Here is a 22,107-nt window from a genome sequence, read left to right as displayed (position 1 = left end):
GGCCACCACCCTAGCGGTCGGTGACCGGATCCGGAGGTCAGATCTCGCGCAGTCGCTCCGCGAGGTAGCGGTCGAGGCCCTCGAGCGGGATGCGCTCCTGCTTCATCGTGTCGCGGTCGCGCACCGTCACGGCGTCGTCCTCGAGCGAGTCGAAGTCGACCGTCACGGCGAGCGGCGTGCCGATCTCGTCCTGGCGGCGGTAGCGGCGGCCGATCGCGCCCGAGTCGTCGAAGTCGACGTTGCGGCGCTTGCGCAGCTTGTCGGCCAGGCCGCGGGCGAGCGGCGACAAGGCCTCGTTGCGCGAGAGCGGCAGCACGGCGACCTTGACCGGTGCGAGGCGGGGGTCGAGGTGCAGCACGGTGCGCTTGTCGGTGCCTCCCTTGGCGTTGGGCACCTCCTCCTCGTCGTACGCGTCGACCAGGAACGCCATCAGCGCGCGGGTGAGACCGAAGGACGGCTCGATCACATACGGCACGTAACGCTCGTTCTTGTTCTGGTCGAAGAAGCTGAGGTCTTTGCCGGAGTGCTCGATGTGGGTCTTCAGGTCGAAGTCGGTGCGGTTGGCGACGCCCATCAGCTCGCCCCACTCGCTGCCGACGAAATCGAACTTGTACTCGATGTCGATGGTGCGCTTGGAGTAGTGCGCGAGCTTGTCCTTCTCGTGCTCCAGGCGGCGGATGTTCTGCGGGTCGATGCCGAGGTCGACGAACCAGTCCCAGCAGAGGTCGATCCAGGTCTGGAACCACTCCTCGTCGGTGCCCGGCTCGACGAAGAACTCGATCTCCATCTGCTCGAACTCGCGGGTGCGGAAAATGAAGTTGCCCGGCGTGATCTCGTTGCGGAACGCCTTGCCGATCTGGCCGATGCCGAACGGCGGCTTCTTGCGGGCGGTCTGCAGCACGGCGGCGAAGTCGGTGAAGATGCCCTGTGCGGTCTCCGGACGCATGTAGTGGAGGCCGGACTCGTCGTCCACGACGCCCAGGTAGGTCTTCATCAGGCCGGAGAACTGACGGATCGGCGTCCACTGGCCCACCTTGTCCGGGTGGTCGGGGTCGGCGATGTCGTCCAGGCCGTTCGCCGGCGGGTGGCCGTGCTCGGCCTCGTACGCCTCGAACAGGTGGTCGGCGCGGTAGCGCTTGTGCGTGATCAGAGACTCGGTCAGCGGGTCGCTGAAGACCTGCACGTGACCGGAGGCCTCCCACACCGCGGTGGGGAGGATGATGGCCGAGTCGAGGCCGACCATGTCGCCGCGGCCGCGCACGAAGGCGTTCCACCACTCGCGCTTGATGTTCTCCTTGAGCTCGACACCGAGGGGGCCGTAGTCCCACGCCGAGCGGGTACCGCCGTAGATCTCGCCGGAGGGGAACACGAATCCCCGGTGCTGCGCCAGCGTGATGACGGAATCCAGTCTCGACGGTGCGGCCATGGGTGCTCCCTGTTCGGTGCCGGGTGGTGTGGGGACCCGTCCATCCTACTGAGGATGCGCCGGCGTCACCGGCCCGCGCGGAAGTCCTGCTCGAGGATCGCGTAGACGGCGGTGTCCGACCATTCGCCCTTGAAGATCTCGGTCTGGCGCAGGAGGGCCTCCTGACGCATCCCGACGATCTCGCAGAGTCGGGCCGAGGCCTCGTTGCGGGCGTCCAACTGGGCGAACACGCGGTGGCCGCCGAGGGTGTCGAAGCACAGCTCCAGGAGGCGCTTCGTCGCCTCGGTGGCGTAGCCGCGGCCGTGCACGGCCGGGTGGAAGACCCAGCCCATCTCGAACTTGGCCCATTCCGCCTTCTTGAGGAAGATGCTCACGTGGCCGATCACCCGGCTGTGCCCGCCCTCGGGATCGGGGAGTTCGACCGCGTAGACGATGCCGTCGCCGTCGGCGGCGAGCCGGTTCATGGCGATGCGCTTGCGGAGGTGCTCCGCCGACTCGTCGTGGTCGTGGACCTCCCAGTAGAGGTAGCGGGCCACATCCTTCAGGCGCTCGAACTCGTGCCCGTTCTCGAGGTCGCCACTGTTGAGCGGGCGCAGCAGAAGGCGCTCCGTGCGGAGGTCCTCCGCGGCGTAGGGGAGCCCGGTCGCGGCGTGCGGTGCTTCGGTGGTGATCGTGGCCTCGTCGCTCACGTGTCCTCCTCGGTCGGTTGTCTGGTGATCCGTCAGGATGCGGCGCTCTGGTCGTCGACGGCGCGGAGCGTGCGTGTCGACGGCACGTCTTCGACCTCGAGGCCGAACAGGGCGGAGGTCGCGTCGACGAACGCCTGGGCGTCGCCCTGCCGGGCGAGCTCCCTGGCGCGCACCGACGGGGTGTGCAGCAGCACGCCGGCAAGGTGGCGCAGCGCGGCCTCCGTCTGCTCGGAGGAGTCGCCGCGCGAGCGGGCCCGCGCGATCTCGGCGTCGAGGATGCCGAAGACATGCGAGCGCAGGGCGACGAGCGCGGGCGTGACGGCCTGCTCGGAGGTGCGGGCGGCGAACTCGGCCGCGGCGGCGTCGACGAGCTCGCGGGCGTCGGCCGCGGCGTTCAGCTCCTCCACGGGGGCGTGGATACTGATGGTCTCCAGGTCGAGGAGTTCGACGCCGGTCAGCTCGGCGACGGCGGGCTCCACGTTGCGGGGGAGGCCGAGGTCGATCACCAGGCGGCGTTCCGCGGCTCCGGGGAGGGCGAGCGCTTCGGCCATCAGGCCGCGCGTGACGACGTGGTCGGTGACGGCCGAGCAGGTGACGACGAGGTCGGCGCGCGCGAGCTCGTCGAGGAGCCCGCCGACCTCCACTGCAGTCACATCGTGCGACAGTGCGAACTTCGCGGCGCGACCGGTGGGGGAGTAGACGCGCACGTCGGTTACGCCGTGGTCGCGCAGGGCGGCCAGGCTGGCGCCCGCGTACTTGCCCGTGCCGACGAGCAGCACGCGGACGTGCGTCCAGTCGGTGATGCGGCTCTCGGCCAGCTCGAGGGCTAGGCGGACCAGGGAACGCCCTGCCGTCATGATGCCGGTCTGGTTCTTGACGCCGCGGGAGGTGCGCGAGGCGACCTGGAAGACGCGCTCGAGGTCTCCGGTGACGGTGCCTGCCTGGCGGGCCGCCTGCAACGCACGCCGCACCTGGCCGGCGATCTCGCCCTCGCCGACGACGACGGACTCGAGGCCGCTGGAGACGGAGAAGAGGTGCTCGGCGACGGCGTCGTCGCAGTAGACGGCGCTGGAGGCGCGCAGCACGTCCGCGTCGATGCCGGCGGCGACGCTGACGGCGTCGATCACGGCCTCCGCCGAGACGGCGCGCGCGGCAGGGAGCGGCTCGTCGATGTCGAGGTACGCCTCGAAGCGGTTGCAGGTCGCGAGGACGACCGATCCGCTCACGAGTTCGCTGTGCTCTGCGAGTGCCGCGGTGACGGCCGGCGCATGACGCTCGAGCCGTTCGAGGAGGTCGAACTCCGCAGTGCGGTGGCTCGACGAGAAGCAGAGAAGCACGGGGGAAAGCCTACGCTCGCCGTCGACGTTCCTCGAATCGAGCTACCTCGTCCCGCGGGCGTTCCCCGAGATTCCCGGAGGATTGGCAGATTCGTCCCTGGAAGAATGGTCGCGTGACCTCTCTCGACCCGTCCCACCCGCTCTCCGCAGGCCTCACCGCCGATAGCCGCCTCGTCCGCTCATATCAGGGCGAGCGTCAGGAGGTCGTCCCCGTCTGGTTCATGCGTCAGGCCGGCCGCTCGTTGCCCGAGTACCGGGAGCTGCGCGTCGGAACCCGCATGCTAGACGCCTGTCTGGAACCGGCGATGGCCAGCGAGATCACACTGCAGCCCGTGCGCAGGCACGGCGTCGACGCGGGCATCTTCTTCAGCGACATCGTCGTGCCGCTCAAGCTCGCCGGGGTCGCCGTCGAGATCCAGCCCGGCCGCGGCCCGGTCTTCGAACAGCCCGTGCGCACCGCCGCCGACGTGTCCCGGCTCGAGGAGGTCGACCCGGCCTCCCTCGACGCCGCGACCTTCGCCCCGATCGCCGAGGCCGTGCGGCTGACGACGGCCGAGCTGGGCGGCACACCGCTCATCGGCTTCGCCGGAGCGCCGTTCACCCTCGCCGCGTACCTCGTCGAAGGCGGCCCGTCCAAGGACCACATCCGGGCCCGGACGATGATGCACGCCGACCCGGAGACCTGGGCGCGACTGATGGCGTGGAGCGCCGACGTCACCGGCGCGTTCCTCCGGGCTCAGCTGCTCGCCGGTGCGAGCGCTGCCCAGCTCTTCGACTCGTGGGCGGGCTCGCTCTCGCTGCGCGACTACGTGGAGCACGTGGCGCCGGCGTCGGCGCGCGCGCTCTCGCACATCCGCGACCTGACCTACGAAGTCGCCCGGCCGCAGGCGCCGGCAGCCGCAGCGGACGAGCCAGGCGAAGCCGCGACGATCGACGAACCTCTGGTGCGCAACGTGCCGATCGTCCATTTCGGCGTCGGCACGGGCGAGCTTCTCAACGCGATGCACGACGTGGGCGCCGATACGGTCGGCGTCGACTACCGCACCCCGATCGACGAAGCGGCGCGCCGGCTCGGCCATGTCGTCCCGTTGCAGGGCAATGTCGACCCGGCGATGCTCGATGCGCCGTGGGAGGTCCTCTCCGCTCACGTGGTCGACGTGCTGGAGCGTGGTCGTGAGGCCCCATCGCACGTCTTGAACCTCGGCCACGGCGTACCGCCCGAGACCGATCCCGCCGTGCTGACCCGGGTGGTCGAGCTCGTCCACGAGTGGCGGCCATGACCTCCGGGCCGCTCGATCACGACGCCGTCGCCGCGGAGATCCGGCACGCGGTCGAGGCTCCGGCCACCCGCATCGTGGTGGTCGGCGGAGGTATCTCCGGGCTCGTGGTGGCGCGCGAGTGCGCCCGGCCCGGGTTCGAGGTCACGGTTCTCGAGGCGTCGGGTCGCGTCGGCGGCTCGGTCGCGCCGCTGGAGCTCGACGATCTGACGCTCGACGCGGGAGCGGAAAGCTTTGCGACGCGCGGCGGCCACGTCGCCGATCTGCTGGAGGACCTCGACCTCACCGAGGAGATCGTCACGCCGAACCCCGCCGGCGCCTGGGTGCGGAACGCAACGCGGAGCGTCCCGCTGCCGAAGGCCGGCCTGCTCGGTATCCCGAGCTCACCGCTCGCCGCCGACGTCGTCGCGGCGATCGGCTGGGGAGGCGCCGTGCGCGCGTACCTGGACCGGCTTCTTCCGGTGCTCAAGATCGGTCAGGAGCGTCGGCTCAGCACCCTGGTGCGCAAGCGAATGGGTAGGAAGGTCCTCGACGAGCTGGTGGCGCCGGTGGTCACCGGCGTCTACTCGGCGAACCCCGACGCGCTCGACGTCGACGTCGTCGCGCCCGGGCTCAACGCCGCGCTGACCCGCCTCGGATCGCTCTCCGGAGCCGTCGGCGATCTGCGTGCGGCGGCGAAGGCGGGTAGCGCCGTCCAGGGTCTCCGCGGCGGCATGTGGAGGCTGCCGGCGGCGCTCGCCGATGACATCGTCGGGCGCGGCGGCGTCATCCGCACCGACGCGGCCGTCATGGCCGTCGAGCCCTGGGTCGCGCCGGACCCCGAGGAGTCGGCCGCGGTCGCCGTCGAGGAGGCTCTGGCCGGCCTGGACGAGGAAACCGAGCCCGACGACGTCACGCCTCCGGAGGCCGCCGCTGTCGACGACCGGCCGGCGCGCTGGACCCTCCGCCTGTCCGACGGCTCCACGCTGGACGCCGACGTCGTCGTCGTGACCGTGCCCGCCGATGCCGCGCTCGGCCTCCTGCCCGGGTTCGACGACGGGCTTTCCGGGCTGGCCGCGCTCGATTGGCCTCCTGCTTCGAGCGTCGAGCTCGTGACCCTGGTGCTCACCGACGACCGCGTCGGCGCCGCGCCCGTCGGCACCGGTGTGCTCGTCGCCGACATCGCGACCTCGGGCGTCGGCGCCAAGGCGATGACGCACTCGAGCGCCAAGTGGGCGTGGGTCGCGGAGGCCGCCGGTCCCGGCCGGCACGTCGTCCGGTTGTCCTACGGCCGGGCAGGTCGGGCAGCCGAGACGCTCGCCCTGAGCGACGCCGAACTGCGCGAACGCGCCGTCGCGGACGCCGCAGCCCTCCTGAATATTCCACTCGCGGCATCTGCTGTCTCCGCATTCGCCCGGACCCCCTGGACGAACGCCCTTCCCTATGCAACAGTGGGGCAGCGGGAGCGCATTCAGCGCGTCCGCGACGAGGTCGAGAACATCGAGGGCGTCGAGGTGACCGGCTCCTGGCTGACGGGAACCGGGCTGGCGTCCGTCATCCCGGACGCGCGCCGGGTGGCGGAGCGGGCACGGGGTCTACGCTGGAAAGCACTGACCGACGACCTGGAGAGGTGAGGGACGTATGCGGGGAAAGCTTCTCTTCGTGACGGGCGCGGCGGTGGGCTACGTGCTCGGCACGCGAGCCGGGCGCAAGCGTTACGAGCAGATGAAGTCGGCGGCGCTGAAGGTCTGGGAGTCGCCGGGGGTGCAGAAGCAGGTGAACGCCGTGGAGGACTTCGTGGCCGAGAAGGTCGGCGAGGTGCCGGAGGCGGTGTACATCACGGTCAAGAAGGCCGTGGTCCGGGCGAACGAGCGCCGCAGGGAGGCCCGGCTGCCGGATCCGCGGCCGTCGGGGGTGGCCGTGGTCCCCGAGACGCGGGATGATTCCCAGGAATAGCGGCCGTCGAACGCGACCGAAGGGGCAGGTGAGCGGATGACCGATCGAGAGCGGGCCAGATCCCAGTCGCTGGGCGAGCTGATCACGGCATTGCCGCGGTTGCTCATCGAGCTGCTGAAGGCCGAGCTGGCTCATCTCCGGGCGGAGTTCGCCGAGAAGGCGAAGTATGCCGGAATCGGAATAGGGCTCTTCGTCGTCGCGGCGGGGTTCCTGTTCTTCGCTCTCGGCGTGCTCGTCGCGGCTGCGATCCTCGGGCTCGCGGTCGTGCTCCCGGGATGGGCGTCAGCGCTCATCGTGTTCGGCGCGCTCCTGATCATCGCGGCCGTCCTCGTCCTGATCGGCGTCTCGTCGCTCAAGAAGATGAACGGCGTCGCACCGTCGGAGACGATCGCGAGCGTCAAGACCGACATCGACGCACTCAAGGGGCTGGGCAAGTATGACAACTGACCGCAGCGACGTCGATCGTGCGCGCGCCGACCTGGCCGCCACGGTCGACGCGATCACGTACAAGTTGAACGTGCCCAAGCGCACCGCGGAGCGCGTTCGCCGACTGCGTGACGACAACCCGCTGGCTCTCCTCGGCATCGCGGTCGGGGTGGCCGTCGGCGTCGGCGGAGCCGTCTGGGGGATCGTGGCGGCAGTGCGCCGCTGAGCCCCTGGGCCGCTGACCGTTTTTGCCTTCACAGGTTTGCGAGGGAGACTGTCGGTATGAGTACCCCGGCTGCCGTTCCGGCAGAGTCGACCTCCTCCGAACCCAGCGCCCCCGAGAACCCCAGCGGTTTCACCCTCTGGGCCGTTCTGCGCCGTGACCCGGCGCGCCCCGACGACCTCGACGGCACCGACGTCCCCCGCGCGGTGCAGGAGCTCGAGGGCGTGATCGCCGACCTCGAACTGCACGACGTCACGACCCGTGGGCTGTACGACGTGAGTGGTCTGCGCGCCGACGCCGACCTGATGATCTGGCTGCACGGCCCGGAGGCGGAGGCGCTGCAGTGGGGGCTCCGCCAGCTGCGCCGCACGCAGCTCTTCAAGGCATTGCTCCCGACCTGGAACGCGATGGGTGTGCATCGCGACGCCGAGTTCAACCGCTCGCACGTTCCCGGCTTCCTGCGCGGCAAGGAGCCGAAGGGCTGGCTGTGCGTCTACCCGTTCGTGCGCAGCTACGAGTGGTATCTGCTGCCCGACGAGGAGCGCTCGCAGATGCTCGCCGAGCACGGCCGCAAGGGTGCCGCGTTCCGCGGGGTCCTCGCGAACACGGTCGCGTCCTTCGCGCTCGGCGACTACGAGTGGATCCTCCCGCTGGAGGCCGACGAGCTGACCGACCTCGTCGACGTCATGCGCGACCTCCGCTACACCGAGGCCCGCCGCCACGTACGCGAAGAGGTGCCGTTCTTCACCGGTCGCCGCATCCTGCCGGCCGAGGTCGTGGAGGTCCTGCAGTGACGGGAACCGAGGCCGCCTCGCGAGTGCTGGGCGCCACACCGGCCGCCGCGTCCGGACCCGAGCACGTCACCGTGCCGGTCGCCTACGACGCGATCCTGCTCGCCGGGTTCGGAGGTCCTGAGGGCCAGGACGACGTCATCCCCTTCCTCCGCAACGTGACCCGCGGCCGCGGCATCCCCGAGGAGCGTCTCGAGGAGGTGGCTCACCACTACCGGCACTTCGGCGGCGTGAGCCCGATCAACGACCAGAACCGCGAGCTGAAGGCGGCGTTGGAGGCCGAGCTCGCCTCGCGCGGCATCGACCTCCCGGTGCTGTGGGGCAACCGCAACTGGGACCCGTACCTCGAGGACGCGCTGCGCGAGGCGCAGGAGCGCGGTCTCACGCGCATCATCGCGATCGCCACGAGCGCCTACTCCTCCTACTCGAGTTGCCGCCAGTACCGCGAGGACTTCGCGCGCGAGCTCGAGGAGACCGGGCTGGAAGGCACCATCCAGATCGATAAGGTGCGCCAGTTCTTCGACCACCCGGGCTTCGTCGAGCCGTTCATCGAGGGCGTCAAGAACGCCGTCGCCGAGCTGCAGGAGAAGGTCCCCGGCATCGATCCGGCGACCGAGATCCGCATCCTCTATTCGACGCACTCGATTCCGTCGACGGACGCCGCGAAATCCGGCCCCGCGGAGCGCGGCTTCGGTGAGGGCGGCGCGTACGCGGCCCAGCACCTCGCCGTCGCGGAGGTCGTCTCGCAGGCCGCGACCGGCGGCACGATCGGATGGGACCTCGTCTACCAGTCGCGTTCCGGTCCGCCGTCGATGCCGTGGCTGGAGCCCGACATCAACGACCGCATCGCGGAGCTCCCCGCGCTCCGCGTCAAGGCCGTCGTCATCGTGCCTCTCGGCTTCGTCAGCGACCACATGGAGGTGCTCTGGGACCTCGACAACGAGGCCATGGAGACCAGCGAGGAGAACGGCCTCGTCGCCGTCCGCGTGCCGACGCCCGGGACGCACGCGCGCTACGTGCAGGGTCTCGTCGACCTGGTGCTCGAGCGCCGCGACGGCGTGCCGGTCGATCAGCGCCCGGCGCTGACCTCCCTCGGCCCCTGGTACGACGTGTGCCGGCCGGGCTGCTGCGAGAACGTCCGCTTGGGCTTCAAGCCCGCCGCCGCGGGGCTCGCGCCGTGACCGGCACGGTGAGCCTGGCCGAGGGCCGCTCGGAGCGACGCGACGGTGTGCTGCGCATCGGCACCCGCGGAAGCGCGCTGGCGGTCGCGCAGACGCGCGCCGTCGCCGAGTCGATCGCACGCGCCACCGGTCTCGACGTCGAGCTCGTGACTGTCACGACGCACGGCGACACCTCCCGCGAGTCGCTCTCCGAGCTCGGCGGCACGGGCGTCTTCGCCACCGCGCTCCGGGAGGCGCTGCGGGCCGACGAGTGCGACCTCCTGGTGCATTCGCTCAAAGACCTCCCGACGGCCCCGGCGCCCGGGCTCGTCGTCGGCGCCGTCCCCAAGCGCGCCGACGCGCGCGACGCCCTGTGCGCACGCGAGGGCTGGACGCTCGAGACGCTGCCCGAGGGCGCGAAGGTGGGGACCGGATCGCCGCGTCGCGTCGCCCAGCTGAGGTCGGTGCGACCGGACCTCGACGTGATCGACATCCGCGGCAACGTCGACACCCGGCTCGGGAGGGTGGCCGAGGGCGACCTCGACGCCGTCGTCCTGGCCGCGGCCGGTCTCGGCCGGCTCGGCCGGCTGGAGGCGGTCACCGACTTCTTCGCGCTGTCTCAGGTCCCGACCGCACCGGGTCAGGGCGCTCTGGCACTGGAGGTCCGCGAGGGCGAGCAGAACGGCCGCGGCGACGTCGCGCGCGCACTGAAGGCCGTCGACCACACGACCACCCACGCCTGCGCGACCGCCGAGCGCGCCGTGCTCGCCGGCCTCGAGGCCGGGTGCGCCGCACCGATCGGCGCGTCCGCGCTCGTCGACGACGGGCTCCTCTTCCTCACCGCGACCGTGTACCGTCCCGACGGGACCGAGCGGCTGACGGCCTCCCATGCCGCCACTCCGGAGTCCTTCGGCGCCGCCGACCTCGATGAGGCCGCCCGCGATGTCGGTGCACGCGTGGTCGCCGAACTGCTCGCCGCGGGGGCGGCCGGCCTGGCCCCGCTCGGGAGCACACGATGACCTCCACATCCCCCTCCCCGAAGCCGCTCGCCGGCTGGCGCGTGCTCGTGCCGCGGGGCGGCCCGTGGGGCGACTCGGTCGCCGCCGACCTGCGTGCGAAGGGCGCGTCGCCCGTCGTGGCGGCGATGATCAATTTCGCGCCGACGGCGGACGCACCGGCGTTGGAGGCGGCCCTGGCGCGCCTCGCCGACGGCGGGTTCGACTGGGTCACCGTCACCAGCGCGACGACCGTCGACGTCTTGAGCGCCGCGCGCGCCGTCGTTCCGCCGACGACCCGGATCGCGGCCGTGGGCGAGACCACCGCCGCCGCCCTGGCCGCGGCGGGGTACGCCGTCGACCTGGTCCCCGGCGAGGACAACTCCGCCCGCGGACTCCTGGAGGAGTGGGAGGCCGCGACCGAGGGCGTCGTGCCACTGCGCATCCTCACCCTGCGCTCGGAGATCGCCAAGCCCCTCCTCACCGAGGGGCTGCGACGAATCGGCCACCAGGTCGAATCCGTCGTCGCGTACCGCACCGTCGGCATCCCGGTGCCGGAGAACATCGTCGCCGACGTGCGCGAGGGCCTCGTGCAGGCCATCCTCGTCACCAGCGGTTCGGTGGCCGAGCAGGTGCAGGTGCAGCTCGGCCCCATCCCGGAGACGACCTTGGTCGCGGCCATCGGGCCGCAGACTGCGCGCGACGCCCGCGAATACGGCCTGCGCGTGGACGTGATCGCCGAGGAGCGTACGGCGGCCTCCCTCATCGAGGCCGTCGCGGCGGCCGCCGTCGCCCGGCCCAGCGCTTCCTGACCGTTGTGCGATCGTCCGGCTGAGCGGGCACTCAGCGCCGCGGGCGTAGGCTGGGGAGAGTGAGTGAGTTGCATCCCGTTGTGCGGCCGCGACGGCTCCGGCAGTCGCCCGCAATGCGCCGTCTGACCGCCGAGACCCGCCTCCACCCGGCCGAGCTGATCCTGCCGTTGTTCGTGCGCGAGGGCGCCTCCGAGCCGCAGCCGATCGGCTCCATGCCGGGCGTCGAGCAGCACAGCCTCGATTCCCTGAAGCGTGCGGCTGTGGAGGCCGCCGAGGCCGGCGTCGGCGGGGTCATGCTCTTCGGCGTGCCGCAGACGCGCGACGCCGTCGGCAGCGCAGCGACCGATCCGCGCGGCATCCTCAACGTCGCCACGCGGGCCGTCGTCGACGAGGTGGGCGACGCGCTCGTCGTGCAGACCGACCTGTGCCTCGACGAGTTCACCGACCACGGCCACTGCGGCGTGCTCGACGGCGACGGGCACGTCGACAACGACGCGACGCTGCTGCGCTACCGCGACATGGCGATCGCGCAGGCCGACGCCGGATCGCAGCTGCTCGGGCTGAGCGGCATGATGGACGGCCAGGTGGCCGCGGTCCGCGACGCGCTCGACGAGGCGGGCCGCACCGATGTCGTCATCCTCGCGTACGCCGCGAAGTACGCGTCCGGCTTCTACGGTCCGTTCCGGGAGGCTGTCGACTCGCAGCTCTCCGGCGACCGCCGCGCCTACCAGCAGGACCCGGCGAACCGCCGCGAGGGCCTGCGCGAGGCGCGCCTCGACCTCGACGAGGGAGCGGACATCCTCATGGTGAAGCCGGCGCTGAGCTACCTCGACGTGCTGAGCGACGTCGCCGCGATCAGCGACGTGCCGGTCTGGGCCTATCAGGTCTCCGGCGAGTACGCGATGGTGGAGGCTGCGGCCGCGAACGGCTGGATCGACCGTGAGCGCGTGATCGAGGAGATCCTGATCGGCGCGCGCCGTGCGGGCGCCGACGCCGTGCTCACCTACTGGGCGACCGAGGTCGCGGGATGGCTGCGATGAACGACTACGGCACTGCGTCCCAAGACCTCCAGGGCCTCGCCGACGGCGCCGCGATCGGCGACGTGAATCTCGCGCAGTTCGAGCGCGCACAGCGGGTGATCCCGGGCGGAGTCAACTCGCCCGTGCGCGCGTTCCGCTCGGTCGGCGGCACGCCGCGTTTCATGGTGTCGGCATATGGCCCCTATATCGTCGACGCCCAGGGTCGCGAGTACGTCGACCTGGTCGCATCGTGGGGTCCGGCGATCCTCGGGCACGCGCATCCCGCCGTCGTGTCGGCGGTGCAGGAGGCCGCGGCCCGCGGGCTCTCGTTCGGCGCGTCCACGCCGGCCGAGACCGAGCTGGCGGAGGCCGTGCTCGCCCGCGTCCCGTTCGTCGAGAAGCTGCGGCTGGTCTCGACCGGCACCGAGGCGACGATGACGGCGATCCGCCTGGCGCGCGGCTACACCGGTCGACCGTTGCTGATCAAGTTCGCCGGGCACTACCACGGCCACTCCGATAGCCTCCTCGCGGAGGCCGGCTCGGGTCTCGCGACACTGTCGCTGCCCGGGTCCGCCGGCGTGACCGAGGCGACGGCCGCGCAGACCCTCGTGCTGCCGTACAACGACCTCGACGCCGTGCGCGCCGCCTTCGAGGCGAACGGCCCCGACATCGCGGCCGTCATCACCGAGGCCGCGGCGGCGAACATGGGCGTCGTCGCACCCGATGAGGGCTTCAACGCAGCCCTGACCGACCTCGCGCACGAGTACGGCGCGCTGCTGATCCTCGACGAGGTGCTCACCGGGTTCCGGGTGAGCGAGGCAGGGTTCTGGGGACTCGACCGCGGCTACACGCCCGATCTCGTCACGTTCGGCAAGGTCATAGGCGGCGGGATGCCGCTCGCGGCGGTCGGAGGTCGAGCGGACCTCATGGACTTCCTCGCGCCGACCGGCCCGGTCTACCAGGCGGGGACGCTGTCCGGGAACCCGGTGGCGGTGGCCGCCGGTCTCGCCACGCTGGCGCACGCCGACGAGGCGGTCTACGACCGGCTCGACCTCGTGGCGGACACGCTCTCGAACGCCGTGTCGGACGCGCTGTCGGCTGAGGGCGTCGCCCACCGCGTGCAGCGGGCGGGCAGCCTGTTCAGTTTCGTGTTCGGCGACTTCGCCACGGCGCCTCGTACGTACGCGGAGGTGCAGTCGCAGGAGGCGTTCCGGTATCGCCCGTTCTTCCACGCCATGCTCGACGCGGGCGTCTCGCTCCCGCCGAGCGTGTTCGAGGCGTGGTTCGTCACGGCCGCGCACGACGACACAGCCGTCGACCGCATCCTCCAGGCGCTACCTGCCGCCGCACGCGCCGCCGCCACGGCCTCCAGCACCCCGGCCTGACGCCCCTCGGCGGTCTAGCTCACTCGTCGGCGGCCGAGGGCTCCCGCGAGAGCGACTCGACGTACGTGTACGTCGCCGACGTCGGCCAGCCGTCGGCGTCGAGAAGGGCGTAGACGTCGAAGTTGAGCTGACCGCCGCCTCCCGCCGCGCGCCGCAGCGTGCGCGGAGGTACGTCAGAGGACGCCCGCACCGTCACCGTCTGCGGGTCCACCCCTGAACGCAGAAGACGGGCGTGGAAGGTGGTGGTTCGGGTCACCGGTCCACCTTCTCACACCCGTCCCGGGTCGCCGGCCGCTAAGCCTGCCCGTGCGATTCGCGCGAGCGGCGGGACAGCGAGTCGATGATGACCGCGAGCAGCAGCACGGCGCCCGTGATCATGAAGCGGTACGACGAGTCGAGGTTCAGCAGCGTCAAGCCGTTGGAGATCGACTGGATGACCAGGATGCCGAGCAGCGCCGACCAGGCCGATCCGCGGCCTCCGAAGAGGCTGGTGCCGCCGATGACCGCCGCCGCGATGGCGTTCAGGTTCGTGTCGGTGCCACCGGAGCCGGCGCTCACCGACGCGAGGCGCGCCGCGGCCAGCAGCCCGCCGATGGCGGCGAACGTCGAACACAGGATGAACACGCTGATGAAGATGCGATTCACCTTGATACCGGCACGGCGTGCGGCCTCGACCGAGCCTCCGACCGCGAACACGGAACGGCCCCACTTCGTGCGGGTGAGGAAGAAGTTCATGATGATCACGAGGATCACGAAGAACAGGAACATCGCCCCGGTGCCGCGGTCGGTCGACAGGTACCAGACGGCGATGCACAGGCCGACCAGCAGGAGCACGGCCTTGATCAGCACGACGGCCATCGAGCCCTCGGAGAGACCGGCCTTGCGTCGGCGCGTGTTGCGGCGCCAGTCGGACCAGAACATCGCGATCGCAGCGATGGCGGCCAGCGCGTACGCCGCCCACGGCGGCAGGAAGGTCTGCTGCGCGAACTTCACGATCCACGAGTCGTAGGGGATGTTGATCGAGCTGTTCGGGCCGAGGATCCAGAGCTGGACGCCCAGGAAGCCGAGCAGGCCGGCCAGCGTGATCACGAAGCTCGGCACGCCGAACCGGGTGAAGAGGATGCCGTAGAGGAAGCCGATCGCGGATCCCGCGAGGATCGCGACGATGACCGTCAACGCGAGCGGCCAGTGCAACTGGGTGAACCCGACACCGAGGATGGCCGCGGCCACGCCGCTCACCGAGCCGACCGACAGGTCGATCTGGCCGAGCAGCAGCACGAGCACGATGCCGATCGAGATGGTGCCGATCGCGGCGCACTGGAGGGTCAGGTTGACCAGGTTGTTGGCGCTCAGGAAGTTGGGGTTCAGAATCTGGAAGACCACCCAGATCACGATGAGGCCGACGACGACCGGCAGGGAGCCCAGGTCGCCTCCGCGCACCCGGCGCCCGAACGCGCGCGCGGCGCCGGTGAGCCCCTCGTCTCTGATGAGCCGTTCGTCCTGCAGGTCGGCCGCGACCTGGGCCGGGGTCTCGGTTGCCTTGGTCATCGGTCCTGCTTCCCTTCGGTGCTCTCGCGCTCGATGAGCTCTACGCGCTCCTCGATGCGTCCGGCGCGCTGCGAGACGACGTTGTCCGTCGCACCGGTGATCGCCGAGATGATCTCTTCATAGCTGACGTCGGGAACCCGGAAGTCCCCGTTGTTGCGGCCGAGACGCAGAACGGCGACGCGGTCGGCCACCGCCTGCACGTCGGCCATGTTGTGGCTGATGAGGATGACTCCGAGGCCGCGCTCGCGGAGACGCTCGATGAGGTTGAGGACCTCGGCGGTCTGAGCGACGCCGAGGGCGGCGGTGGGCTCGTCGAGGATGACGATGCGCGGGTCGCCGATCAGGGAGCGGGCGATCGCGACCGTCTGGCGCTGGCCTCCCGAGAGCGACGCGACGGCGATCCGCACCGACGGGATGCGCGCCGAGAGCTGGCGGAGCAGGCTCCACGACCGCTTCTCCATCTCTTCCTCGTCGAGGGTGCCGTGGGTGATCTCGCGGCCCAGGAAGAGGTTGGACACCACGTCGAGGTTGTCGCAGAGCGCAAGGTCCTGGAACACCGTCGCGATGCCGAGCGCGCGGGAGGCGGCGGGCGAGGGGATGTTGACGTCCTGGCCGTCGAACGTGATGGTGCCCGAGTCCTGCGGGTGCACGCCGGCGAGGATCTTGACCAGGGTGGACTTGCCCGCTCCGTTGTCTCCGACGAGGGCGACCACCTCGCCGGGGTAGACGTCGAGGTGGATGTCGGTGAGCGCCTGGACGGCACCGAATCCCTTCGAGACGCCTCGGAGCGAGAGGACGGGCTCTCGGCTGGACCGATCCTGGTCGGTGACCGCGGATTCCATCGTCACGGCGTTCTCCTTCGGGCCTGACGCTGTCGATCACGCTGCGCGATCGTTCGCGTGCTTTCTTGCTAACTGTATGGCGGAACCACCCGGCCTGGGAGGGCGGATGTCCGCCTCCCCAGGCCGGGTGGGTACTGCTCTCGGTGGTTACTTGATGCCGTACTTGTCGCAGTCCGCCTTGTAGTCCGCGGTGCAGATCTTCGAGGCGGAGTCGGGGCCGTAGAAGTTGTCCTTCACGACCGTGGACTCGATGTTGTCCGTGGTGACAGCGACCGGGTTCAACAGGATCGACGCGATCTTCGCGCCGCCCGCCGTGGCGACCTCGGTGGTCTTCTCGGACGGCTTCTGACCCTTCGTCAGAGCGACGGCGAGGGTCGCCGCCTCTTCGGCCTCGGGCTGGAGCGCCTTGTAGACCGTCATGTACTGGTCGCCGGCGAGGATCCGCTGGATGCCCGCGAGTTCGGCGTCCTGACCGGTGACCGGCGGGAGCGGGGTCACGTTGGCCGCCTTCATGGCCGCGATCGCACCGCCGCCGGTGCCGTCATTGGCCGCGTAGACGCCCTTGATCTGGTCCTTGAACTGCGAGACCTGACCGGCCACCCAGTCCTGGGCCTTGGCGGGGTCCCATCCTGGTGTGTCGTACTCGGCCAGCACCTTGAAGCCGCTGGAGTCGATGACGCTGTGCGCACCCTTCTTGAAGAGTGTCGCGTTGTTGTCGGTCGGCGAGCCGTTGACCATCAGGATGCCGCTGCCCGAGGCCACGTTGTCCTTCTTCAGCTTGTCGACGAGCGCCTGGGCCTGCAGCTTGCCGACCTTCTCGTTGTCGAACGAGATGTAGTAGTTGAGGTCGGGGCTGTTGATGAGGCGGTCGTAGGAGATGACCGGGATGTTCTTGGCCTTCGCCTCGCCGACGATCGAGGCGGCCGCCTCACCGTCGAACGGGTCGAGGACGAGCACCTTGACGCCCTGCGTCAGCATGGACTCCGCCTGCTGCTGCTGCTTGCTGGCGTCGCCGTCTGCGTTCGCATAGAGCACCTGGCAGCCGGAGCAGAGGTCCTTGACCTTCGCCTCGAAGAACGGCTTGTCGGCCGACTCGTAGCGAGCGGTGACCGAGTCGGGGAGGAGGAGGCCGATCTTGGCGTTCGCGGCGTCCGACGCGTTGTTCGTCGAAGAATTGCCGGAACCGTTCGAACATGCTGTGAGCGTGAGGGCTGTGGCCAGGATCGCGGCGGATGCGACGACCGCTCTCTTGGTGGCGATCTTCATTGAAAAACCTCCGATTCGAGGCCGCCTTCGTTGGCGGCTGGGTTGAGTGTGTCAGGGCGGCGCGCTTGGCGTCAATACTTGAATTCAAGCTTTCGATAACGGTTCGTCACGGACGGGGGGCATGGTGCGTCCGGGATGGGGGCCGACCGTCACACGGCCACTCCGACGCTGGTGATCGAGAGGCTGTCGACGGCGTGGGCGACCGCTCCCAGCGTCGCCGCCCGCACCCCGAGCTGCCCCTGGACGATGTCGGGCATCAGGTCTTCGTTCACGATGATCGAACGCTCAACGGCATGCCGCATCGGGCCGAGCAGCAGCTCGCCGGCCCGCGCCAGTTCGCCGCCGACGACGACCCGCTCGGGGTCCAGGAGGTTGCACAGGTTCGCCGTGGCGATCCCGATGTGCTTGCCTGCGTCGGCGATGGCGCGGATGCAGCGCGCGTCGCCGGCCATGGCCTGCAGCACGACGTCGCCCAGCTTGAGGCTGCCGAGGTGGTCGCGCAGCTCGTCCAGGATGGCGGGGCCTCCCGCGAGCGCCTCCAGGCAGCCGCGGTTGCCGCAGCGGCAGAGCGGGCCGTTCTCGCGGATCGTGGTGTGGCCGAACTCGCCGGCGACGCCGTTGTTCCCGCGGAAGAGCTGGCCGTTGAGGAGGAGCCCCGCGCCGATCCCGTCGCCCACGTCGAGCGTGATCGTGGTGCGCTTACCGCGCCCGGCGCCGAGCCGCGACTCCGCGAGCGCCGTGAGGTTGGCCGCGTTGTCGATGAACACGGGCCGCTTGACGCGTCGCTCCAGGGCGTCGGCGATGACCACGCCGTCCCAGCCGCGCATGATGCCGCTGCGGGCGATGGTGCCGGTGGCGCGGTCGAGCGGAGCGGGCACAGCGAGTCCGATGGCGAGCACCTCGTCGCGCGACGCGTCGACGGAGTCGAGCATGTCGGTCAGGAGCATCGAGACCTTGTCGAGCTCGTTGTCCGCGCGGTGGTCCTTGGCCAGCGGCATGTGGTTCTCCGCGACCACCGTGTTGGCGACGTCGGCGAGCGCGACCCGGAGGTGGCGGGTGGAGAAATGCACCCCGACGACCAGGCCGAGCGCGTGCGCGAGGGTCACGTGCTGGGCGCGGCGGCCGGAGCGGATGCTCTGCGCGGTATGCAGCACTCCGGAGGTGGACAGCTCCTTGACGATGTTCGAGACCGTGGCCGGGGAGAGGCCTGTGGCGCCGGCCAGCTCGACCTGGGTCAGGCCTCCGTGCTTTTTGATGGCGTCGACGATTCGAGCCCGGTTGGCTTCACGAAGTGAAGTCTGCGAGCCCGGAGTCCGCCGCTGCGTTGCCACGACGAGAAGGATACATGGCACGCCGAGAAGCACATGATGAGAGTCCACGCACGGCTTGCGGAACGGTCCGTGCGCCCTCACGGTCCTTTCCGTCCTCCAAGGCAACGGTTATGGCTTTGTGAGATTCACGACACCCATCGGCGGCGGCCGCCGGGCAGGATAGACCTATGGCCGACCTGCACGTTCACCCCGATCGCCTGGAGATCCATCTCACGCGGGCCGAGAAGGTGCTGTCCATGCGCAGGGACGATCTGGTGATCCCCCGCGACAGCATCCGGTCGGTGGCCATCACCGAAGACCCGTGGATCTGGATCCGCGGTATCCGGGCCCCGGGAGCAGCCGTTCCGCTCACGCTCTCGGTCGGAACCTGGAAGTTCCACGGAGGCAAGGACTTCCTGCTCATCAAGGGCAAGCAGCGCGCGGCCGTCGTGGTCGACCTCGACGGCGAGGAGTTCTCGCGCGTGATCGTCTCGACCCCGCACGCCGCCAAGCTGGTGGAGGCGCTGCGCGTCGACGTCACCGAGATCCCCGCCGACGGCGAGATCATCGACTGACGCGTCACCCCGCGTGCGCGATCGAGAACAGCACGAGCGCGACGAGTGGCGGGAGGCCCTGCAGCAGTGCAGCGCGCCAGTAGCGGCGGCCGGTGGTGAGCAGAACCATAGCGGCGAGCACCATGCACGTTCCGGTGAAGAAGATCAGGCCGAATCCGACGTGGCGCAGCGTCGTCCAGTACAGCACCAGGCCGACCGCGCCGCCGGCGGCGAGGAAGAGATTGTAGAAGCCCTGGTTGTAGGCCATCGGCCGCACGACGTCGGCATCCCGCTGGTCCGCGATCCCGAATCGGCGCCACACGTTCGGCGACGACCACAGCATGCTCTCCATGGCGAAGAACACGAGGTGCACGATCACCGCGAGTGCGATGAGAACGGATCCGATGATCGCCATGTGGGGAGGATACGCTTCGGGATCATGGAAGTGATGCAGGCGTCCTGTGCCATCTCCGGTGGCGGCCCGGCGGGCATGATGCTCGGACTCCTCCTCGCGCGCGCCGGTCTCGACGTGGTGGTGCTCGAGAAGCACGCCGACTTCTTCCGCGACTTCCGCGGCGACACCATCCACCCGTCGACGGTCGGGGTTCTCGGCGAGCTGGGATTGCGCGACGCGTTCCTCGGTCTTCCGCACAACAGCATCCGCACACTCGACGCGGTCGTCGACGGCACGCGGCTGCACCCGATCGACTTCGGGAGGTTGAAACCGCCGGATGACTTCCTCGTCCTGGCGCCGCAGTGGGACTTCCTGACCTTTCTCGCGCAGGAGGGCGAACGGTATCCGAACTTCCGACTCGTGCTGCAGACGGAGGCGACCGACCTGATCCGAGAGGGCGACATCGTGCGCGGGCTCCGGGCGCGCGGGCCGCAGGGCGAGCTGCGGGTGGAGGCCGACCTCACGGTGGCGGCCGACGGGCGCGACTCCGTGCTGCGCGCCGCTGCCGGCCTCCGCCCGCGTCGCTTCGGGGTGCCCATCGACGTGATCTGGTTCCGGCTGCCGAAGCCGGCCGTGACGCAGCCCTCGACCCTCGCGTATCTCGGCGGCGGCGCGATGGTCGTCACGATCGACCGCGGCGACTACTTCCAGACCGGGCTGGTGATCGCGAAGGGGGGCATCGACGCGCTGCGCGAGGCCGGCCTCCCCGCGTTCCGGTCCGCAGTCGCCGGTGCGGCTCCGTTCCTCCGGGAGTCGCTGGAGACGATCACCGACTGGGAGCCGCTCAAACTGTTGAGCGTGCAGATCGACCGGCTGCCGCGGTGGTACCGGCACGGGTTCCTGGCGATCGGCGACGCCGCTCATGCGATGTCCCCGGCGTTCGGCGTCGGCGTGAACTACGCGGTGCAGGATGCCGTGGCGACGGCGAACGCTCTCGCGGCTCCGCTGCGCGACGGCCCGGTCGACCTGCGGCTGCTGGACGCGTTGCAGCGGCGCCGGCTGCCCGCGGTGGAATGGATGCAGCGCATCCAGCTGGCGGCGCACCGTCGCATCTCGCGGCCGGGCGCGGGGCCGATCCTGCCGTCGCCACCGCCTCCGGGGGTGCGGTTGGCGATCGCCGCCGCGACGCCGTTCGCCCAGCGAGTCACCGCCCGGCTGATCGGGCGCGGACTGCGACCCGAGTCGGTCGCGCCCGAACTCCGCTGAGCCCGCGCCGGCGGCTCAGGAGAACAGCATCAGCACGATTCCGATCAGCGGCAGCACGCCCTGGATGATCGCGGGGCGGAGGTAACCGCGGCCCGTGGTCACGAGCACGATCGACGCGGCGAGCATGCTCGCCATGGTGAAGTAGATGAGGGCCAGGCCCGCGGCGTGCAGTCCGACGCCGAACAGGATCAGCCCGATGATCGCGCCGATCGCCAGAAAGAGGTTGTAGAAGCCCTGGTTGTAGGCCATCGGCCGGGTGGTGTCGGCCGCGGCCTGGTCGGCGACGCCGAAGCGCTTCCAGACAGCGGGCCGCGCCCAGGCCACGCTCTCCATCACGAAGATCCCGATGTGCAGGGCTGCTGCCAGGGTGACGACGACGGTCGCGAGGACGATCATGCGGTCAGCCTACGGCAGGGCGGAGGTCAGGCCCGGACATCGACGACGGTGCGCCCGTGCAGCCGGCCCGCCAGGATGTCCTCGGCGGCCGGGATCGCCTCGGCGAGCGTGATGAACCGGGTCATCGCCGCCAGGGCCTCCTCGTCGAGGTCGGTCGCGAGCCGTCGCCATGCCGTCTCGCGGAGCGCGAGCGGCGCCTCCACCGAGTTGATGCCGGTCAGCGTGACGCCCCGCAGGATGAACGGCGTGACGGTCGCCGGGAGGTCGCCGCCTTGGGCGAGCCCGCAGGCGGCGACCGTGCCTCCGTAGCGGGTCTGCGCGAGCACGTTCGCCAGCGTGTGGCTGCCGACGGAGTCGATCGCGCCGGCCCAGCGCTGCGTCTGCAGCGGCCGGCCGGGGTCGGCGAGCTCCGCCCGGTCGATGATGTCCGTGGCGCCGAGATCGGTCAGGTAGCCGCCCTGCTCCTCCGCGCGGCCGGTTGAGGCCGTAACCGGGTATCCCAGTTTCGCCAGGACGGACACCGCGACCGAGCCGACACCTCCCGCCGCGCCCGTGACCAGCACGCTCGATCCCGACGAGCGCACGTCGTCGGGATCGACGCCGTTGCGCTCCAGGGCGAGCACGGCGAGCATCGCGGTGAAGCCGGCTGTGCCGATCGCCGCCGCCTGCTCGTTCAGGAGCGTGTCCGGCACCCGGACGAGAGCGTCGCCGCGCACCCGGGCGCGCTCGGCGAGGCCGCCGTGGTGGTTCTCGCCGATGCCGTCGCCATTGAGCACGACGCGGTCTCCCGGCTGCCAGCGCGGGTCCTCCGACGACTCGACCACGCCCACCAGGTCGATGCCCGGGATGAGTGGCGACACCCGCGCGACGCCCGGCCGCCCGGCGATTGCCAGTCCGTCCTTGTAGTTGAGGTCGGAGAACTCGACGGCGACCGTCACGTCGCCGGGCATCAAGAACGCGTCGGTCAGCTGCCGGACCTCCGCGGTGTGGGCGAGGATGCGGCTGCCCTCGGTCTCCTGCTCGATGACGATGGCGCGGAAGTCGCCCATGGCTCTC

The 22,107-nt window shown here is 70.5% G+C and carries 24 protein-coding genes; 13 read left to right on the top strand and 11 right to left on the bottom strand.

All coding sequences use genetic code 11. The annotated features are described in order from the left end of the window. Positions 1-37: 37 nt before the first annotated feature. The 3 genes from AC0HS0_RS06625 to AC0HS0_RS06615 all read right to left on the bottom strand — a co-directional run bounded on the left by AC0HS0_RS06625 (position 38) and on the right by AC0HS0_RS06615 (position 3,452). Positions 38-1,426 carry a glycine--tRNA ligase gene (locus AC0HS0_RS06625; RefSeq protein WP_241703067.1) on the bottom strand — a complete coding sequence of 463 codons (1,389 nt, stop codon included), beginning with the start codon at positions 1,424-1,426 and terminating at the stop codon, positions 38-40. Positions 1,427-1,491: 65 nt separating this feature from the next. Beyond that, on the bottom strand, positions 1,492-2,115 hold the full coding sequence (locus tag AC0HS0_RS06620) for a GNAT family N-acetyltransferase (protein WP_472962616.1): 624 nt from the start codon (positions 2,113-2,115) through the stop codon (positions 1,492-1,494). A gap of 32 nt (positions 2,116-2,147) precedes the next feature. Next, positions 2,148-3,452: a glutamyl-tRNA reductase gene (locus AC0HS0_RS06615; protein WP_472962614.1), complete on the bottom strand. Its 1,305-nt coding sequence runs from the start codon at positions 3,450-3,452 to the stop codon at positions 2,148-2,150. A 113-nt stretch (positions 3,453-3,565) separates the two neighbouring features. Here AC0HS0_RS06615 and hemE point away from each other — a divergent pair, with 113 nt between their 5' ends. The 11 genes from hemE (at position 3,566) to hemL (ending at position 13,475) form a co-directional block, all read left to right on the top strand. Next, positions 3,566-4,732: a uroporphyrinogen decarboxylase gene (gene hemE / locus AC0HS0_RS06610; RefSeq protein ID WP_472962613.1), complete on the top strand. Its 1,167-nt coding sequence runs from the start codon at positions 3,566-3,568 to the stop codon at positions 4,730-4,732. Then, the gene (hemG, locus tag AC0HS0_RS06605) at positions 4,729-6,342 is read left to right on the top strand and encodes a protoporphyrinogen oxidase (RefSeq protein ID WP_472962612.1); all 1,614 of its coding nucleotides are present in this window, start codon (positions 4,729-4,731) and stop codon (positions 6,340-6,342) included. Before hemE ends, hemG begins: the two co-directional genes overlap by 4 nt. A 7-nt stretch (positions 6,343-6,349) precedes the next feature. Continuing rightward, on the top strand, positions 6,350-6,664 hold the full coding sequence (locus tag AC0HS0_RS06600) for a hypothetical protein (RefSeq protein ID WP_472962610.1): 315 nt from the start codon (positions 6,350-6,352) through the stop codon (positions 6,662-6,664). Positions 6,665-6,700: 36 nt separating this feature from the next. Beyond that, positions 6,701-7,111, top strand: coding sequence for a phage holin family protein (locus tag AC0HS0_RS06595; protein ID WP_472962608.1), 411 nt, complete (start codon positions 6,701-6,703; stop codon positions 7,109-7,111). Then, on the top strand, positions 7,101-7,316 hold the full coding sequence (locus AC0HS0_RS06590; protein WP_472962606.1) for a DUF3618 domain-containing protein: 216 nt from the start codon (positions 7,101-7,103) through the stop codon (positions 7,314-7,316). The genes AC0HS0_RS06595 and AC0HS0_RS06590 overlap by 11 nt, the downstream gene beginning before the upstream one ends. A gap of 56 nt (positions 7,317-7,372) precedes the next feature. Beyond that, a complete protein-coding gene (gene hemQ / locus AC0HS0_RS06585; protein ID WP_472962605.1) occupies positions 7,373-8,107 on the top strand; it encodes a hydrogen peroxide-dependent heme synthase in 735 nt (244 codons plus the stop codon). After that, positions 8,104-9,285 carry a ferrochelatase gene (locus AC0HS0_RS06580; RefSeq protein WP_472962603.1) on the top strand — a complete coding sequence of 394 codons (1,182 nt, stop codon included), beginning with the start codon at positions 8,104-8,106 and terminating at the stop codon, positions 9,283-9,285. Before hemQ ends, AC0HS0_RS06580 begins: the two co-directional genes overlap by 4 nt. Further along, a complete protein-coding gene (gene hemC, locus AC0HS0_RS06575) occupies positions 9,282-10,283 on the top strand; it encodes a hydroxymethylbilane synthase (RefSeq protein ID WP_472962601.1) in 1,002 nt (333 codons plus the stop codon). The genes AC0HS0_RS06580 and hemC overlap by 4 nt, the downstream gene beginning before the upstream one ends. Further along, complete coding sequence (locus AC0HS0_RS06570) at positions 10,280-11,071, top strand: uroporphyrinogen-III synthase (RefSeq protein ID WP_472962600.1); 792 nt, start codon at positions 10,280-10,282, stop codon at positions 11,069-11,071. The genes hemC and AC0HS0_RS06570 overlap by 4 nt, the downstream gene beginning before the upstream one ends. A 113-nt stretch (positions 11,072-11,184) precedes the next feature. Further along, positions 11,185-12,111, top strand: coding sequence for a porphobilinogen synthase (gene hemB / locus AC0HS0_RS06565; protein ID WP_472962599.1), 927 nt, complete (start codon positions 11,185-11,187; stop codon positions 12,109-12,111). Continuing rightward, positions 12,099-13,475, top strand: coding sequence for a glutamate-1-semialdehyde 2,1-aminomutase (gene hemL / locus AC0HS0_RS06560; RefSeq protein WP_472962598.1), 1,377 nt, complete (start codon positions 12,099-12,101; stop codon positions 13,473-13,475). The genes hemB and hemL overlap by 13 nt, the downstream gene beginning before the upstream one ends. A gap of 19 nt (positions 13,476-13,494) precedes the next feature. On the opposite strand, the gene AC0HS0_RS06555 is transcribed toward hemL, so the two are convergent. The 5 genes from AC0HS0_RS06555 to AC0HS0_RS06535 form a co-directional block, all read right to left on the bottom strand. Further along, a complete protein-coding gene (locus tag AC0HS0_RS06555; RefSeq protein WP_055921732.1) occupies positions 13,495-13,731 on the bottom strand; it encodes a hypothetical protein in 237 nt (78 codons plus the stop codon). Between the two features lie 38 nt (positions 13,732-13,769). Then, positions 13,770-15,023, bottom strand: a complete 1,254-nt coding sequence (locus AC0HS0_RS06550; protein WP_472962596.1) for a sugar ABC transporter permease — start codon at positions 15,021-15,023, stop codon at positions 13,770-13,772. Continuing rightward, entirely contained in the window at positions 15,020-15,865 is an 846-nt protein-coding gene (locus tag AC0HS0_RS06545) for an ATP-binding cassette domain-containing protein (RefSeq protein ID WP_472963531.1), read from the bottom strand. Before AC0HS0_RS06545 ends, AC0HS0_RS06550 begins: the two co-directional genes overlap by 4 nt. 147 nt (positions 15,866-16,012) lie before the next feature. Then, positions 16,013-17,131, bottom strand: a complete 1,119-nt coding sequence (locus tag AC0HS0_RS06540; RefSeq protein ID WP_472962595.1) for an ABC transporter substrate-binding protein — start codon at positions 17,129-17,131, stop codon at positions 16,013-16,015. Between the two features lie 149 nt (positions 17,132-17,280). Beyond that, positions 17,281-18,462, bottom strand: coding sequence for an ROK family transcriptional regulator (locus AC0HS0_RS06535; protein WP_472962594.1), 1,182 nt, complete (start codon positions 18,460-18,462; stop codon positions 17,281-17,283). Positions 18,463-18,629: 167 nt separating this feature from the next. Between AC0HS0_RS06535 and AC0HS0_RS06530 the strand changes: the two genes are divergently transcribed. Beyond that, the gene (locus AC0HS0_RS06530) at positions 18,630-19,016 is read left to right on the top strand and encodes a hypothetical protein (protein ID WP_472962592.1); all 387 of its coding nucleotides are present in this window, start codon (positions 18,630-18,632) and stop codon (positions 19,014-19,016) included. Positions 19,017-19,020: 4 nt separating this feature from the next. Here AC0HS0_RS06530 and AC0HS0_RS06525 read toward each other — a convergent pair whose 3' ends face one another. Continuing rightward, positions 19,021-19,410, bottom strand: a complete 390-nt coding sequence (locus AC0HS0_RS06525) for a DUF1304 domain-containing protein (RefSeq protein ID WP_472962591.1) — start codon at positions 19,408-19,410, stop codon at positions 19,021-19,023. Positions 19,411-19,434: 24 nt separating this feature from the next. On the opposite strand from AC0HS0_RS06525, the gene AC0HS0_RS06520 reads away from it, so the two are divergent. Beyond that, complete coding sequence (locus tag AC0HS0_RS06520; RefSeq protein ID WP_472962589.1) at positions 19,435-20,655, top strand: FAD-dependent oxidoreductase; 1,221 nt, start codon at positions 19,435-19,437, stop codon at positions 20,653-20,655. Positions 20,656-20,670: 15 nt separating this feature from the next. On the opposite strand, the gene AC0HS0_RS06515 is transcribed toward AC0HS0_RS06520, so the two are convergent. Further along, positions 20,671-21,051 carry a DUF1304 domain-containing protein gene (locus tag AC0HS0_RS06515; RefSeq protein ID WP_472962587.1) on the bottom strand — a complete coding sequence of 127 codons (381 nt, stop codon included), beginning with the start codon at positions 21,049-21,051 and terminating at the stop codon, positions 20,671-20,673. Between the two features lie 26 nt (positions 21,052-21,077). Next, a complete protein-coding gene (gene acuI / locus AC0HS0_RS06510; protein ID WP_472962586.1) occupies positions 21,078-22,100 on the bottom strand; it encodes an acrylyl-CoA reductase (NADPH) in 1,023 nt (340 codons plus the stop codon). Positions 22,101-22,107: the final 7 nt, after the last annotated feature.

It is taken from the genome of Leifsonia sp. PARNA 1/14, from assembly GCF_055720965.1.
This window is presented reverse-complemented; position numbering and strand designations above follow the sequence as displayed.

What these genes read in the sequence shown, in the direction of transcription:
- AC0HS0_RS06600 (WP_472962610.1), top strand. Translation starts at nt 6,350, where the DNA reads ATGCGGGGAAAGCTTCTCTTCGTGACGGGCGCGGCGGTGGGCTACGTG.
- hemB (WP_472962599.1), top strand. Translation starts at nt 11,185, where the DNA reads ATGCGCCGTCTGACCGCCGAGACCCGCCTCCACCCGGCCGAGCTGATC.
- hemG (WP_472962612.1), top strand. Translation starts at nt 4,729, where the DNA reads ATGACCTCCGGGCCGCTCGATCACGACGCCGTCGCCGCGGAGATCCGG.
- acuI (WP_472962586.1), bottom strand. Translation starts at nt 22,100, where the DNA reads ATGGGCGACTTCCGCGCCATCGTCATCGAGCAGGAGACCGAGGGCAGC.
- AC0HS0_RS06525 (WP_472962591.1), bottom strand. Translation starts at nt 19,410, where the DNA reads ATGGCGATCATCGGATCCGTTCTCATCGCACTCGCGGTGATCGTGCAC.
- AC0HS0_RS06590 (WP_472962606.1), top strand. Translation starts at nt 7,101, where the DNA reads ATGACAACTGACCGCAGCGACGTCGATCGTGCGCGCGCCGACCTGGCC.
- AC0HS0_RS06595 (WP_472962608.1), top strand. Translation starts at nt 6,701, where the DNA reads ATGACCGATCGAGAGCGGGCCAGATCCCAGTCGCTGGGCGAGCTGATC.
- AC0HS0_RS06550 (WP_472962596.1), bottom strand. Translation starts at nt 15,023, where the DNA reads ATGACCAAGGCAACCGAGACCCCGGCCCAGGTCGCGGCCGACCTGCAG.
- AC0HS0_RS06520 (WP_472962589.1), top strand. Translation starts at nt 19,435, where the DNA reads ATGGAAGTGATGCAGGCGTCCTGTGCCATCTCCGGTGGCGGCCCGGCG.
- hemL (WP_472962598.1), top strand. Translation starts at nt 12,099, where the DNA reads ATGGCTGCGATGAACGACTACGGCACTGCGTCCCAAGACCTCCAGGGC.
- AC0HS0_RS06570 (WP_472962600.1), top strand. Translation starts at nt 10,280, where the DNA reads ATGACCTCCACATCCCCCTCCCCGAAGCCGCTCGCCGGCTGGCGCGTG.
- AC0HS0_RS06540 (WP_472962595.1), bottom strand. Translation starts at nt 17,131, where the DNA reads ATGAAGATCGCCACCAAGAGAGCGGTCGTCGCATCCGCCGCGATCCTG.
- AC0HS0_RS06625 (WP_241703067.1), bottom strand. Translation starts at nt 1,426, where the DNA reads ATGGCCGCACCGTCGAGACTGGATTCCGTCATCACGCTGGCGCAGCAC.
- hemQ (WP_472962605.1), top strand. Translation starts at nt 7,373, where the DNA reads ATGAGTACCCCGGCTGCCGTTCCGGCAGAGTCGACCTCCTCCGAACCC.
- AC0HS0_RS06515 (WP_472962587.1), bottom strand. Translation starts at nt 21,051, where the DNA reads ATGATCGTCCTCGCGACCGTCGTCGTCACCCTGGCAGCAGCCCTGCAC.
- AC0HS0_RS06545 (WP_472963531.1), bottom strand. Translation starts at nt 15,865, where the DNA reads ATGGAATCCGCGGTCACCGACCAGGATCGGTCCAGCCGAGAGCCCGTC.
- AC0HS0_RS06530 (WP_472962592.1), top strand. Translation starts at nt 18,630, where the DNA reads ATGGCCGACCTGCACGTTCACCCCGATCGCCTGGAGATCCATCTCACG.